General features: G+C 61.6%; 12 protein-coding genes and 1 tRNA gene. 4 read left to right on the forward strand and 9 right to left on the reverse strand.

What is annotated here, in order from left to right:
• Window positions 1-2: 2 nt before the first annotated feature.
• Window positions 3-992: an SMP-30/gluconolactonase/LRE family protein gene (locus CCANI_RS07080; RefSeq protein WP_146323174.1), complete on the forward strand. Its 990-nt coding sequence runs from the start codon at window positions 3-5 to the stop codon at window positions 990-992.
• An 11-nt stretch (window positions 993-1003) separates the two neighbouring features.
• Window positions 1004-2104: a quinone-dependent dihydroorotate dehydrogenase gene (locus CCANI_RS07085; RefSeq protein WP_146323175.1), complete on the forward strand. Its 1101-nt coding sequence runs from the start codon at window positions 1004-1006 to the stop codon at window positions 2102-2104.
• On the opposite strand, the gene CCANI_RS07090 is transcribed toward CCANI_RS07085, so the two are convergent.
• The 4 genes from CCANI_RS07090 to CCANI_RS07105 are packed head-to-tail and all read right to left on the reverse strand — an operon-like array spanning window position 2101 to window position 6303.
• On the reverse strand, window positions 2101-2466 hold the full coding sequence (locus CCANI_RS07090; RefSeq protein WP_146323176.1) for a hypothetical protein: 366 nt from the start codon (window positions 2464-2466) through the stop codon (window positions 2101-2103). The genes CCANI_RS07085 and CCANI_RS07090 overlap by 4 nt on opposite strands.
• A gap of 12 nt (window positions 2467-2478) precedes the next feature.
• Window positions 2479-2994 (reverse strand): YbhB/YbcL family Raf kinase inhibitor-like protein, encoded by a 516-nt coding sequence (locus tag CCANI_RS07095; protein WP_146323177.1) that lies wholly within the window; start codon window positions 2992-2994, stop codon window positions 2479-2481.
• Between the two features lie 2 nt (window positions 2995-2996).
• Window positions 2997-4751 carry an ABC transporter ATP-binding protein gene (locus CCANI_RS07100; protein ID WP_146323178.1) on the reverse strand — a complete coding sequence of 585 codons (1755 nt, stop codon included), beginning with the start codon at window positions 4749-4751 and terminating at the stop codon, window positions 2997-2999.
• A complete protein-coding gene (locus CCANI_RS07105) occupies window positions 4741-6303 on the reverse strand; it encodes an ABC transporter transmembrane domain-containing protein (RefSeq protein ID WP_281284985.1) in 1563 nt (520 codons plus the stop codon). Before CCANI_RS07105 ends, CCANI_RS07100 begins: the two co-directional genes overlap by 11 nt.
• A 113-nt stretch (window positions 6304-6416) precedes the next feature.
• Here CCANI_RS07105 and CCANI_RS07110 point away from each other — a divergent pair.
• A tRNA-Leu gene (locus CCANI_RS07110) sits at window positions 6417-6502 on the forward strand.
• A gap of 400 nt (window positions 6503-6902) precedes the next feature.
• Here CCANI_RS07110 and CCANI_RS07115 read toward each other — a convergent pair.
• The 3 genes from CCANI_RS07115 to CCANI_RS07125 are packed head-to-tail and all read right to left on the reverse strand — an operon-like array spanning window position 6903 to window position 9822.
• Window positions 6903-8498: a carbohydrate-binding domain-containing protein gene (locus tag CCANI_RS07115; RefSeq protein ID WP_146323179.1), complete on the reverse strand. Its 1596-nt coding sequence runs from the start codon at window positions 8496-8498 to the stop codon at window positions 6903-6905.
• Window positions 8499-8512: 14 nt separating this feature from the next.
• Complete coding sequence (locus CCANI_RS07120) at window positions 8513-9253, reverse strand: polyphosphate polymerase domain-containing protein (RefSeq protein ID WP_146323180.1); 741 nt, start codon at window positions 9251-9253, stop codon at window positions 8513-8515.
• Window positions 9250-9822 (reverse strand): DUF4956 domain-containing protein, encoded by a 573-nt coding sequence (locus CCANI_RS07125; RefSeq protein WP_146323181.1) that lies wholly within the window; start codon window positions 9820-9822, stop codon window positions 9250-9252. Before CCANI_RS07125 ends, CCANI_RS07120 begins: the two co-directional genes overlap by 4 nt.
• Before the next feature lie 205 nt (window positions 9823-10027).
• On the opposite strand from CCANI_RS07125, the gene CCANI_RS07130 reads away from it, so the two are divergent.
• Window positions 10028-11455, forward strand: a complete 1428-nt coding sequence (locus CCANI_RS07130; RefSeq protein WP_146323237.1) for an SDR family NAD(P)-dependent oxidoreductase — start codon at window positions 10028-10030, stop codon at window positions 11453-11455.
• Here CCANI_RS07130 and CCANI_RS07135 read toward each other — a convergent pair.
• Window positions 11436-11840, reverse strand: coding sequence for a VOC family protein (locus CCANI_RS07135; protein ID WP_146323182.1), 405 nt, complete (start codon window positions 11838-11840; stop codon window positions 11436-11438). The two genes, CCANI_RS07130 and CCANI_RS07135, sit on opposite strands and share 20 nt — an antisense overlap.
• 2 nt (window positions 11841-11842) lie before the next feature.
• Window positions 11843-12655 carry a COX15/CtaA family protein gene (locus tag CCANI_RS07140; RefSeq protein ID WP_146323183.1) on the reverse strand — a complete coding sequence of 271 codons (813 nt, stop codon included), beginning with the start codon at window positions 12653-12655 and terminating at the stop codon, window positions 11843-11845.
• Window positions 12656-12701 lie beyond the last annotated feature (46 nt).

Consider the following 12701-nt stretch of genomic DNA (forward strand, 5'->3'; position numbering starts at 1 on the left):
AGATGCGAGTAACAGTGGCACTCTTGGCAGCATTGCTCGCCGGATGCTCCAGCGTGGAAACCCTCAAAGCAAGCGAAGAACAAGCGGCGGCGATGGGAAACGCCACGCCTGTGAGCTCCCCCGATGGCGCGAAACCCGACGGCAAAGTGTCCGAAATCGCGGCGAACAATATTGCTATCGCCGGGAAAACGCTTGCCATTGTCCAAGGTTCCACCCTCCGCATCGGCTCCCTGGACGATATCGTCGCGGACAAGGCAAAGTCGCTGAACCTCAACGGCGAATGCGGGGAACCCACGGCGAGCGGCGCATCATTCGTACTGGCTTGCGGCACCGACGTGTTTCGTATCGACGCCGCGGACCCCAGCCTGGACAATAAACTCACCGGGGAGCGGCCCTTCAGCAGCGCTGTTGTGACCTCCACCGGTGAGGTGATTGCGGGCGGCACGGACCGCGGGGATCTCACCATTTTTGCGAACAATGAACAGCACACGGTCGCGGTGGGCCAGCGCACTGACCAGCTGGTTATTACCCCGACAGACTCCGTGGCCGCGATCAATCGGGAGCAGACCGCCATCCAGGGCGTGTTGTGGAAAGACCGCACGCACGGGGCCGCGTTGCGCGTCGGAGTGGGTGTGGGCAAGGTCGCGCCGGGCGATGGTGACGTGGTGTTCGCCACCGATACTAGCGGTGACCAGCTTGCCGTATATACGCTCGATCCCGTGATCCGGCTACACCAAACCGCCCCTGTTGCGGACAGCCCTTGGGGCTTGACCTGGGACAAGGACAACAACGTGGTGTGGGTGGCGTCTACTGGGACCAATACGATCACCGCCTACAGCATTAACACTGGTGTTCCCGAGGAGAAAGGCACACTCAAAACCATCGCAAACGCCCGCGCGGTGGCGATCGACGCTGACGGCAATCTTTTGGTGGGCAGCGATTCCGAGCTTCAAGTCTTGGACGCTGACACCCTTACAAACGCATTGAGCTAGGACTTTTCTCTATGGCACATCCGTTCCGAATCAAAGCCTATGAAACCGCCTTGAAAGGCATGTTTTTGCTCCAACCCGAGCGAATTCACCACCTGATGACCGATGGACTGGGCGCCCTGCAATTCGCCGGCCCCGTCAACCGCCTGCTGGGGAAATTCCTGCCGGTGGATGATCCGGTGCTTTCCCAAAACGTCTTCGGGGTCACCGTGCCGCGCCCGCTGGGGCTCGCCGCCGGGTTCGACAAAAACGCCACCGCTTCGGACGTGTGGTCGAGCATCGGGTTCGGGTACGCGGAGCTGGGTACCGTCACCGCCTCCCCGCAAAGCGGCAACCCCGCTCCCCGGCTGTTCCGGCTGCCCCGCGACAAAGCGATCCTAAACCGCATGGGCTTTAACAACGATGGCGCGGCCGCCGTAGCGGACAATCTGCGGCGGCGCCGCAGCCGCGATATCATCGGCATTAATATCGGCAAAACCAAGGTCGTCCCGGCCGCCGACGCCGTGGATGATTACCGCTGCTCCGCCCGCTTTTTGGGCAGCCTCGCCGACTACCTCGTGGTCAATGTGTCCTCCCCGAACACCCCCGGGCTGCGGGACCTGCAGGCCGTGGAATCCCTGCGCCCCATCCTGGTGGCGGTGCAGGAAGTGGTGCCCATCCCCGTGCTGGTAAAGATCGCCCCGGATCTTTCCGATGAAGACGTGGACGCCGTCGCGGATCTCGCGGTGGAGCTAGGCCTAGCCGGCATCGTGGCCACCAATACCACGATCTCGCGCGACGGTTTGACCACCCCGGCCGCCGAGGTGGAGGCCATGGGCGCGGGCGGCATTTCCGGCCCCCCGGTGGCGGCCCGCAGCCTGGAGATCCTCAAACGTTTGTACGCCCGCGTGGGCGGCAAGCTGGTGCTGATCAGCGTCGGCGGGATTGTTACCCCGCAACAGGCCTGGGAACGCATTACCAGCGGCGCCACCCTGCTGCAGGGCTACACGGGGTTGATTTACGGCGGCCCGGATTGGATCCGCGATATCCACCTAGGCATCGCGGACCAGATTCGCGCCCATGGCCTGACCAATATTTCGGAGGCCATCGGCAGCGGCTTGGAGTGGAAGGATTAGACGGCGGCGCGGCGCAGCACCAACGAGCAGGCGAGCGCCAGCAGGCCGTAGGCGGGCAGCCACCACTGTTCCATAATCATCAGTGTTGGGTTTGGAACGAGGCGCCCCGCCACCACCAACACCAGTGCGACCGCCAGCGCCGCCACTTGGCCGACGCTGCGCGAATTAGCAACGCCAGCGGTGGCGAACGCCCCGACGAGGCCGGCGGCGAGGAGAATCATAAGAAACCTTGGGGTGACCGAAAACGGGGTCAGCCAGCCGGCGGTGGTTACTTCCACAAAGGTGAAAATCAGCAACACGATCCCGAGTGCGGCGAACGCCCCGCCGATCCGAATAGTGGCTGGAACACGATTCTCGCTCATAAGTGTGGCAGTCTACTGATTCTCGTGCCAGCCCCAAAGAATCGCACGCCCGAGGGAGTGGAAGAACAGGTTGAATCCCAGCACAGTGGGGGTAGCGTCGGGGTCAATATCCAAGTGTTCCACATCCACCGCGTGCACCGCGAACAGATAGCGGTGCGGCGCATGCCCCGCCGGCGGGTTCGGACCATAGAAACCGCGAATGCCGGAATCGCCCTTCAGCGTCACCACGCCCTTGATGCCCAAATCTTCGATTCCGCCCGCGCCGCGCGGGATCTCCGTGATGTCCGCCGGGATATTAAACACGGCCCAGTGCCAGTACCCGCTGGCGGTCGGGGCGTCCGGGTCGAAGCAGGTGATAGCGATGGATTTGGTGCCTTCCGGCGGGGTCCAGCTCAGGTGCGGGGAAACATCGCCCTTGGGCAACTCGTCACCATCGGAAAGGTCTTTCGAATGCAGCGGGAAGGAAGGCTTCGGCATCGCCGCATACGGGTCGGGGCCAGGGAACCGGGAATCAATGTAAGTACTCATGTCTACTTTTGTACCGGATTATTCCAGCGCTCGAAGAGGTTCGCGTACTTTCCGCCCGCGGCCAGCAATTCTTCGTGGGTGCCATCCTCCACGATGCGCCCCTCCTCCATCAAAATGATGCGGTCCGCGACCATCACCTGATCCAGGCGGTGCGCCACCACCAGCGAGGTTCGGCCGCGCGCCACATGCGTGGCCGCCCGCTCCAGCACCAGCGCGTTTTCGGAGCCGGCTTCGCTGGTGGCCTCGTCCATGATCAATACCGGCGGGTCTTTCAGAATGACGCGGGCCAGCGCGATTTGCTGCTGCACCTCCGGGGCGAGCTCTTCCGCACCGGCGCCGATCTGGGTGTCCAGCCCGTGTGGCAACCAGCGTTCGAACATAGCGCCGTGCAAGCCTACCGCTGTCAGGGCGTCGATAAGCGTGGCGTCGTCTACTGGGGCGGCCATGCGCAGATCGTCGCGCAACGTCCCCGAAAACAGGTGCACTTGCTGGCTGATCATTGACACCTGACGCGCCGTCCACGTATCCGGCACACTTCGCGTATCGACGCCCCCGATGCGCACCGCCCCAGCCGACGGCCGCTGCAACCCCGCAATCAACGCCGCCAACGTCGACTTGCCGGCTCCCGAAGCGCCCACCAGGGCCGTGGTCGTACCCGCTGCGAACGTCAGTGTTAACCCGCTGAGGATCGGGGAACCGCCCGGGTACGCGTAGGACAGGTTATCCACCTGCACCTCCGGCGGGGAAAGGAAATCCTCCGGCTCCGGCAAATCTTGCTCGGTATTCAGCTGCGCCAAGGCCACCGCGCGGCCCAAACACGTCGCCCCGTACTGGATCTCACCGGCGAAAAACAGCACGTTAAACACGTGGATCTCCATGCGGCTCACCAGGATCACCGCCGCGCTCGCCTCGCCCACCGAAATATGGCCGTGATACGCCATCCACGTGGACAACGCCAAACAGCTCAAGGTAAGGAAGCCATACGCCAAATTAGCGTAGCCGAGCAGGCGGGTGATCAGCGGAATGCGATTCGAATACGCTTGCACCGCGTTCCAGCTCGCCGTTTCCATGCGGCGCGTCGCCCAATCCTGCAGGTTCAGGGCGCGAATGGTGGGCAGGCCGCGAATGGTATCCAACAGCAGATTATTGCGCTGCGCCTCCTGGGACGAAACAATGTTCGAGGCCTCCGGCATTTCGCGGGTGACCTGCTTGACCGCCGGATACATAAAGCACGCCAACACGGCGAACACCAGGCTATAAGACCAGTGGATCAGCACCAGCGCGACGATGGTAAAGGGGAACATCAAAACCGTAAGCACCACGCGCACGCCGACGGCCTGAAACACGCGGATGGTGGTATCGATGTCCTTGGTCAGGCGGGTAATCACATTGCCCGTGCCCAACTCCATGATCTGCGGGATCGGGGCCCGCAGCGAAGCCGACAAGCAGGCGCGGCGCAGATTCACGCTCAGCATCCGCGCCTTCGATTGCAGCAAATAGCCCGCATACGCGCGGCAGGCCGTTTCGATCAACATGGCCACCGCCACGATCACCAGCATGGTGATAAACCGACGCGGGTTTTCCACCTCGTCCACGCTGCGGCCCAGCAAGGTGGAGGAACCGACCATAGAGACGATCACCACGCCGAACACCAGGGTGGTGACCAGCCACCACTGCCAGTTCGGGCGGGCGGGCAGCGTGGACAGGTAGCGCCTCGACTCGCGAAATGACGCCGGGGCCAGGGCATCAGCCTTCATCGAACAACTCCTCGTCTTCCAACACCCGATCCGCCACCGCACGCCACGCCCGGGAGGTGGTAATTACCACCGTGCGGCGATCTTTGCGCAACGCGGCGGTGCGGGTAGCCACATTGTGCAAGGTCACGGCATCCAGGCCCGTGGTCGGCTCGTCCAGGATCAGCAGCTCCGGATCCATCACCAACACGCGCGCCAGGGCCACGCGCTGCCGCTGGCCGCCCGAAAGGTTCAAGCCAGCCTCGCCGATCGGGGCGTCGGGAAGCTCCCCGTTCGGGCCGTAGCCGCCCAAGCGCCGAATAATGTCATCACAGCTCGCGGCCTGCAAACCCGGGCCGGAACCCACATTATCCGCCAACGTCCCCTCAAACACCGACACCGCATGCGGCGGGAACAACGCGCCATGATGCGCCACCAACGACAACGCACGACGGCGCGCCGCCTCCCTACCAGCCGAAGACTGCGGCGCCCACACCTCCAGCCCAACGGCCGGCAACGCGACCTCCGCGGCGGTGGGCTCCGCCTCGGCACCACGAACATCACCAGTCAAATGCAGCACCCGCTCGGCGGAAGCTGTCCCGCGGGCCCAAAACTCCGTTAAAAAGCCCAAGGCAAAACCCATGACCTGCAACGAAGGCGGCACCAACAAGGTAATGGTCACCAGGTCGCCGCGCGAAATCTCGCCCTGCAACAGCAAATACGCCGCATACGCCAAAATCGCAATAATAAACAACACCGGGACGATCTGGCGGACAAAATAGGTGTAGCCCACCATGCGCGCATCGGCGAGCATATAGGTCAGGGAGCGGTCGGTAGCGGCATCGAAACGCTCCTCGCTCGTTTGCACCGCGCCCATGCCCTTGACCACCCGGCTGCCCTGCGCAAAATCAGTAGCCAACGACACCGCCGCGGACTCCGCCTCACGGCGCTGCCCCGACACCCGCGAAATCGGCTTCGCCGTCAACGACGAAACCCAGGCGGTGGCGGCGCCACCCAGCGGCAACAACACCGCCAACTTCGCCGAAATAGGGACGAGGACCAGGGCGGACGCAATCAGGAAACCCAGCATCATCATCGGGAAATTCAAAATCTCCTTCAGATCGCCGAGCTGCGTGGAATCCTCATCGACGGTGTTCAGCACCTCGCCGGGAGTCAGCGTCCGAGGGGCGCCGCGCATAAGAAGACGGGTCAAAACCAACCGCAACGAATGGACCGTGCGCACATTTCCCGTAGAAGTCAACGCGTCCGCCGTGGCCTCGATCAGCCAGGATACCGTTAACAACGAAGCCAAGATCACCGACGGCCACAACACCGCCTCGAGGGAAGCTTGGCCAAAAACATAATCAGTGGTGGAGCCGAGAATCTTGGAAAACACCGCGCCAAGCATGGGGTGGAGCATAGAAAACAACGCACCCAGGAAAGCGATCAGCGGGTGCGCCCACAACATCGACCAGGCCAGTGAAAACGGGGTTTTCACCGACTTCAACACCGGCTGCTCCGCCGGCGGATCCGCTGGAACAGCCCACGACCACGTGGGCAAACGTCTGTATTTCACATCGAAAACCCTAGCACACGAGACCTAAAAACCCTTGTTGACGTGCAGATTTGTGACACAACCACGTTTCGGTCTAGAGTATGTGAGTGCCCAGCCGCAAGGTTGGAAACCCGGTCCGGGTGGCGGAATGGCAGACGCGCTAGCTTGAGGTGCTAGTGTCCTATTAACGGACGTGGGGGTTCAAGTCCCCCTCCGGACACACTGTGTTGAGACAGTAGAATGGCTCTGATCCTTTTGGATTCGGGGCCATTTTTGATTTGGCGGTTGGTGCGGGCTGCGGGCGGGGAGGTTTGGTTTCGCTCTGGGGGTTATTGGTTGGCAAGGGCCGATTGTGTGCAATATATTTTTGGCCTGTGAGGGCTTGAAAAGGCTCGGATAGGGTTCAGGTAGGGGCGGAAACCTTGCCTTGCGGCGAGGTGCTAGGTTTCCGCCCCTAAGGTTTAGGAGTTGAACGGTGTCTACCGATATTTTTTACATCAAAATCCAGAAATCTGTGTAAAACATATCGCGCCGGCGGCCCTGGGCGGCCCCGGATGATGAAAATTACACCGGATCCGGGATTTGAGTGTAAAAAACTTCATGTGAAGTGCGCGACCTATCTATTGCGGCATGGCCGGGGGTTCACCCATCGGAGGCTGGCCACCCATGCCACCCGGACCAGCCCCGAAGCCGCTGGCGTTCTCACCCGCCGTGACGGTAGTTTCCGAACCACCGGCGGTGATCGTGTAGCTTTGGCCGTTCTTGATGTCGGGCGTCGAGACGAACAAAGTTGTGGATTGCTCGTCGGGAGTGATGCTGGCGATCACTTCCCCATCGGCCGAAGTCACCGAAACCTCAGTCCCAGCTGCGAAGTTTCCCTGGTGCTCGAGCCAACCTTGGCCGCTATCGGGGTTGCGGGGCATGTCGGAACGCCCGATGGCGATGAGCGCGCCGCCATTGAATTCGTATGTACCGTCGACATCGATGGCGCCATTCGCGGAGACGCTCGGCCCATAGATCGTGGTCGTACCACCGTTAATGGTGAGCGTGCCATTGGAATCCAACCCGTCGGTGGCCGAATAGATGTTCAATGTGCCGCCATTGATGGTGAGCGCCGGGGTTTCGCCGGTATCGGTGGAGGCATTGATGCCGTCATCGGTGGAGTGCAATTCGATCTCGCCTTCGTCCACGACCACATTTGCGGCCTCGACAGCTTCGACGGAGTTTTCGATCTTCACGGTGGCACCGGTAAAGGATGCGGTATTGGCGGCGATCACGCCGTCGTCTTCCGCATTGACCGTCAGGGAACCGGACACGAGTTGGGCGTTGCCGTTGGAGTTCACCCCATCGCCGGTTACAGTCGCATCTATGTTCGCACCGTCGATGATCGCAAGGACTCCGGCGTTGATTCCGTGGGCTTTGTCGTCGCCCGTGGTGGTGAGCTTGGCGTCGCCGCCGGTCAGGATCACATCGGTGGCGGCTTGCAGGGCGTCGCCACCTGCGGAAACTGTCAGGGAGCCTCCGAGAACGTCGATGATTCCCCGGTCTTCGCTTTGATCTTGGTCGGAGACGATGCCGTCGTCGCCCGCCGTGACTGTGACGGTGCCGCCGGTGATCACCACCGAGTCTTTGCCGCGGATGCCATCGGCCCCGGCCGAGACGGTGAGGTTGCCGGATTTGAGGTTTAGGTCATCGGTGGTGGTGAAACCGTCCGCATGTTCGGACGTGACGGTGAGCGATCCATCGCCGTCGATGGTGATGTCGGCGTCGGCGTGGACTGCGGCATTGATCTCGTCGTCTTCGGATTGGCTGCTGGCGCCCGTGAGGGAGTTTTGTCCCGTGAGGTGGAATACCACGTCTTTGGCGGAGGTGATATTAATGGCCGCACCTTCGCTCGCAGAAACTTTCGCATTATCGAACATCAGCACTACCAGCGCATCGTCCGGCGCTGCGACGGTCAGGCCTTGGCTATGCGTGCCGGTGACGCGATACACACCCCCTTCCGTGATCTTGCCGTCGGCTGGCACATCGACGGCGTCACCCGCCTTCCACGAATCGGCGGATACTCCATCGGAGGTATTGTTCGCCTCCCGGGCATCGCTTGTCGACGACGCGAGGGCGATGCTCTGCGTGGAGGTTTCGGTGGTTTGGCTGCCGCACGCTGCGAGAAGCAATGCGGTTGCGGCCAGGGTCGCGAGTTTCTTTGTGAGTTTCATGATGCACTTCCTGTTTAAGTTGCAGCGGAGATAGTTGGTTGGAAAAAGCGTCGCATGGTGCGATTCCAGCGGTGTCGCGGGAATTCCGGATGGAGGGCCGCCATCCCGGCACCGAACTTTGAAATCCGGAGCGGGCGGTGCCCGCAACGCCACAATTCTCGATCGAACACAGAGTTGCCTCGATGGGTTTTTGTTTCAATGATCACCAGGTCCGGGAGAACCAGAGAGCCGCCCGCATCGTCCCACCATGCGAGATCGGTGTCGATGGTGGCCCGTCCGGAACCATCGGGCAATAGCAGTGTGGTGCGGCGGTAAGAATTCCAGATAACTGCGGTGAGGTTCTGGGCGCCGGTGGTTTCCGCAATCCAGCGCGCGTGGGGCGTCGATAAGCGGCCTATTTCGTGCGCTGGACGTCGGGTTTTTATGGTGTTGCCGCGCGGGCCCGCCTGTTTGACCTCGGTGAAGGCCGTGTCCGTGTCCAGGTACCAGCGTTGTCGAACTTTGCTTCGAATGCGGCGGTGGTGGGCCGCGTCGAAGTAGCTGCGGAAATCGGCTGTGTCGAAATATACGGAGCGATAGCTAAGGAGCCGCGAACCGCCGATTTCGAGCACCTGAGTCGCTGGATCAAGGTTTCGAACGGCGCGCTCGACCTCGTCCGCGTGCAGGCAATACTTGCGGTCTACGCGCGTGAGCATGCTGGCGCGCTCCAGCAATTCCGGCAAGGAAATCGCCCGAAAATCATTTCGAATGATCATGAGGGCACCAATTCCGCTTGGCGCGCGGCGGAGGCGCGGACGGTGACTAGGGCGTAGGTGAGGTCGTTCACCTGGTCAATTCGTGTGGGCGTCACACTTAGCACGTCGGCACCCAGCAACGTCTCCGCGTAGGCCTTTAATTCGGCCTGGTCCGTCATGGCGCGATCGAAGTGAACCTCGATCTGGGCGGTGGGTTGCAGCAGCGGCAACCACTCCGCAATCGCGCATACGCTGACGATAATTACGAGCAAAACTGCGGCGTTTGTGCTGGTAGCGGCGCCGCCGGTGATCAATGCTATGGCGAGGGAGGCGACATAAAACGCGACCTCGCGCTGGGAGATTTCGCTGCTGCGCAAACGAATAATGGATAGTACGCCGAAGAGTCCGAGCCCGAATCCTATGGAGGCGGAAGCTTCGGCGGAGACGAGCGCCAGCGATACGACGTGGACGCCGACATTGAGACCTAGCAGTGCGAAGGCGAGGTCGGTTCTGCGGTACCGCGGTAGGTAGATGCAGAACACCAACACGCTAATCGCAAGTATGTCCAATGCCGTAAGGAGGTAAGACATGAGCGTTGGGGTCCTTTCTGTGCCCGCTATTCGGGCGCGACGCCCATTGTGCGCTCCTTACCTGATAAGAACGTCTGTTTACATGTGAACAAGCATGAATTTTCGGACTGAGTTTCCGGGTGTTTTTGTTTTTAAGCTATGGGTTCGCTGAGCCGCACATGCAGTACTGTTGACGTACACATATACCAACGCTTCAAGGAAGAAAATAGTGCCCATCGACGCAGATGAGTTGGAAATTTGCCTGAAAGTCCTCGATCAGGCCCGGGACCTTGATGATAATGATCCCCAATCAGTGCAACTCCAACACGCCGTGAGCAGGCTTTTTAAGGCTGTAAAAAGGTCACGCCGAGCAAAAGCGAAGGCTGCGCGCCAAGCCGAGGATGCGGCGGTGCTGGCCGCGACGGCAACAGCAAATCCGCAGCGTATCGACGATGAAACCGCCGGCCTCCTGCCCCGCCCCGAGCGCGTCCACGGATTCGCGGGCGAACTTATTCGCGCCCACAATTGCTATATCTGCAAAACGCCATACACGCTGATCGATTCCTTCCACCACCAGCTGTGCCCCGACTGCGCGCGCGATAATCGCCAGCGCCGCGAGGCAAGGGTGGATTTGACGGGCCGCCGCGCCTTGCTTACCGGGGGCCGTGCGAAGATCGGCATGTATATCGCACTCAAACTCTTGCGCGATGGCGCGGACGTCACGATTACCACCCGTTTCCCCAAGGACGCGATCCGCCGCTTTAGCGCCATCGAGGACTCCGCGCAATGGCTCCACCGCCTCCATATCATTGGCATCGATTTGCGAGACCCGTCGCAGGTCATGGCGCTGGCGGACCGCGTGGCAGCCCAACCGCTGGACATCCTGATTAACAACGCCGCGCAAACCGTTCGCCGCTCCCCCGGCGCCTATTCCGGGCTTATCGACGCCGAGACGGCACCGCTCGAAGGCATCGAACAGGAGGTTGATTACCTGGCGTTGGGCAACGCTTTTACGCCCCCGGCGCTGCCGGCGGCCAACCCGGAACGGGCCCTCGCCCAGGTGCACGCCGCGCGGCTCGCGGCGCTCGCGATGACAGGGGGTTCGGCCTCCTTGGAGCGCGTCAAGGACGGCACCGCGATCGATGCGGGCGGGCTGGTTCCCGATCAGGTGAGCCATAACTCTTGGGTGGCAAAGGTTGGCGAAGTCGACCCGGTGGAGCTGCTCGAGGTCCAATTGTGCAACTCGGTGGCCCCGTTCATTCTGATCAATCGATTGCGGCCCGCACTGGAGGCGTCACCCGCGCGGCGCAAGTACATAGTCAATGTTTCCGCCATGGAAGGTGTGTTCGGTCGCGGCTATAAGGGGCCGGGGCACCCCCACACCAATATGGCCAAAGCCGCCCTGAACATGCTGACCCGCACCGCAGCCGGGGAGCTTTTCGAGCACGGCATCCTGATGACCGCCGTGGATACCGGTTGGATCACCGACGAACGCCCCCACACCGCCAAAGAGCGCCTCGCCCGCGAGGGCTTCCACGCGCCGCTCGACCTGGTGGATGGAGCCGCACGGGTCTACGATCCCATCGTTCAGGGCGAGCACGGCGTGGACCTTTACGGCTGCTTCCTCAAGGATTTCAAGCCGAGCCAGTGGTAGGGTTCGCGACGAATTCCACCTGGTTTCCTTCCGGGTCGAGCACTACGGCCTCGTAGTAGCCGTCGCCGGTGGTGCGCGGGCCGTTGATAATCTCAAACCCCGCCGCCCGGAATGCGGCAGCCAGCGTATCGACGTCCCGTTTGGTGCCCACCGTAAACGCGATATGCGCCCAACCCAATTGGTTCGGCTGCGCGGCACCAGCTACGTCTGGGCGCGCCATCAGCTCCAAACGGGCCCCGCCCTCGAAGGTAAGAAAATAGGTGCGCAAACCGGTACGGGGGTTGTGGTACTGATCGTTTGCGACGCCGCCAAACCAGCGGCAATAGAACTCCTTAGCGCGCTCCAGATCGGATACGAACAAGGCCACGTGCTCTAGAACGGCCATGATTATGCCTTCTGTAGGGCTTTGGTTTTGCGGGGTTGCCAGGCATTGCCCCATTCCCAGGCCACGGCCGCGAGGATGACCACGGCAACGGTGCCGTAAAGCGAACCATAGAGATCGTTGAGTTCGGTGGTGCGGATCAGAATGCCCAGCACCAATTCCACGATCACGGCGACGAAAATCGGGATGGAACGCAACCAGACAAAGACGCCTACCAGCAGCACCGCCAGCACCACGCGGGCGATCTGCAGGGCCGCATAGTGGTCCACATCGAGCACGAAGCCGAGGGGCCAGCCGATGCAGCGGGTAAAGGAACCCGTGCCGGCGACTAGGATTCCGGCGCCGTGCAGGAGGGACAGGCCGATCACTGCGATGCCCGCCACGCGGGCGTGGGTGGCATTGGGCTTGGGGCTACCGATCTGCGCGCTGACGATCATCATGCAACAGAGCGCGACGAAGGCGCACCAGAGGTCGATCATGGCTTGGAAGGGGGTGAGCCCCCACCAGATGGTCATCATCCCGAACACGCCCGAGCCAAAGGCCCCGAGCAGCGCCAGCCAGGGCAACCAACGCACCTGGACATTGGGGTGTTTGCGCAGCAAAATACCGCTGATAATGATCACCGGGGCGCACGAGACCGAGAAGACCCGGTGGACGAATTCGATGATGGGGTTGAGTTGGATTTCCGGGGTGATTTGCCCCTCGTAGCAGCCCGGCCAATTGGGGCACGCGGCGGAAGAATCAGTGGCACACACCACTGCACCGAGGGCCACCGTACCGAATACTACAAACGTGCTAAAGCGTATAAATGCATTCACGTCGGTTGCGGTCCTGTCGTCGTTTTTTGGGAAGGACCCACAACTC

Source organism: Corynebacterium canis (assembly GCF_030408595.1).
Taxonomy (GTDB): domain Bacteria; phylum Actinomycetota; class Actinomycetes; order Mycobacteriales; family Mycobacteriaceae; genus Corynebacterium; species Corynebacterium canis.

Excerpts from the sequence above, each read along its gene's own strand:
- CCANI_RS07080 (WP_146323174.1), top strand. The coding sequence starts at position 3 with ATGCGAGTAACAGTGGCACTCTTGGCAGCATTGCTCGCCGGATGCTCC.
- CCANI_RS07085 (WP_146323175.1), top strand. The coding sequence starts at position 1,004 with ATGGCACATCCGTTCCGAATCAAAGCCTATGAAACCGCCTTGAAAGGC.
- CCANI_RS07090 (WP_146323176.1), bottom strand. The coding sequence starts at position 2,466 with ATGAGCGAGAATCGTGTTCCAGCCACTATTCGGATCGGCGGGGCGTTC.
- CCANI_RS07095 (WP_146323177.1), bottom strand. The coding sequence starts at position 2,994 with ATGAGTACTTACATTGATTCCCGGTTCCCTGGCCCCGACCCGTATGCG.
- CCANI_RS07100 (WP_146323178.1), bottom strand. The coding sequence starts at position 4,751 with ATGAAGGCTGATGCCCTGGCCCCGGCGTCATTTCGCGAGTCGAGGCGC.
- CCANI_RS07115 (WP_146323179.1), bottom strand. The coding sequence starts at position 8,498 with ATGAAACTCACAAAGAAACTCGCGACCCTGGCCGCAACCGCATTGCTT.
- CCANI_RS07120 (WP_146323180.1), bottom strand. The coding sequence starts at position 9,253 with ATGATCATTCGAAATGATTTTCGGGCGATTTCCTTGCCGGAATTGCTG.
- CCANI_RS07125 (WP_146323181.1), bottom strand. The coding sequence starts at position 9,822 with ATGTCTTACCTCCTTACGGCATTGGACATACTTGCGATTAGCGTGTTG.
- CCANI_RS07135 (WP_146323182.1), bottom strand. The coding sequence starts at position 11,840 with ATGGCCGTTCTAGAGCACGTGGCCTTGTTCGTATCCGATCTGGAGCGC.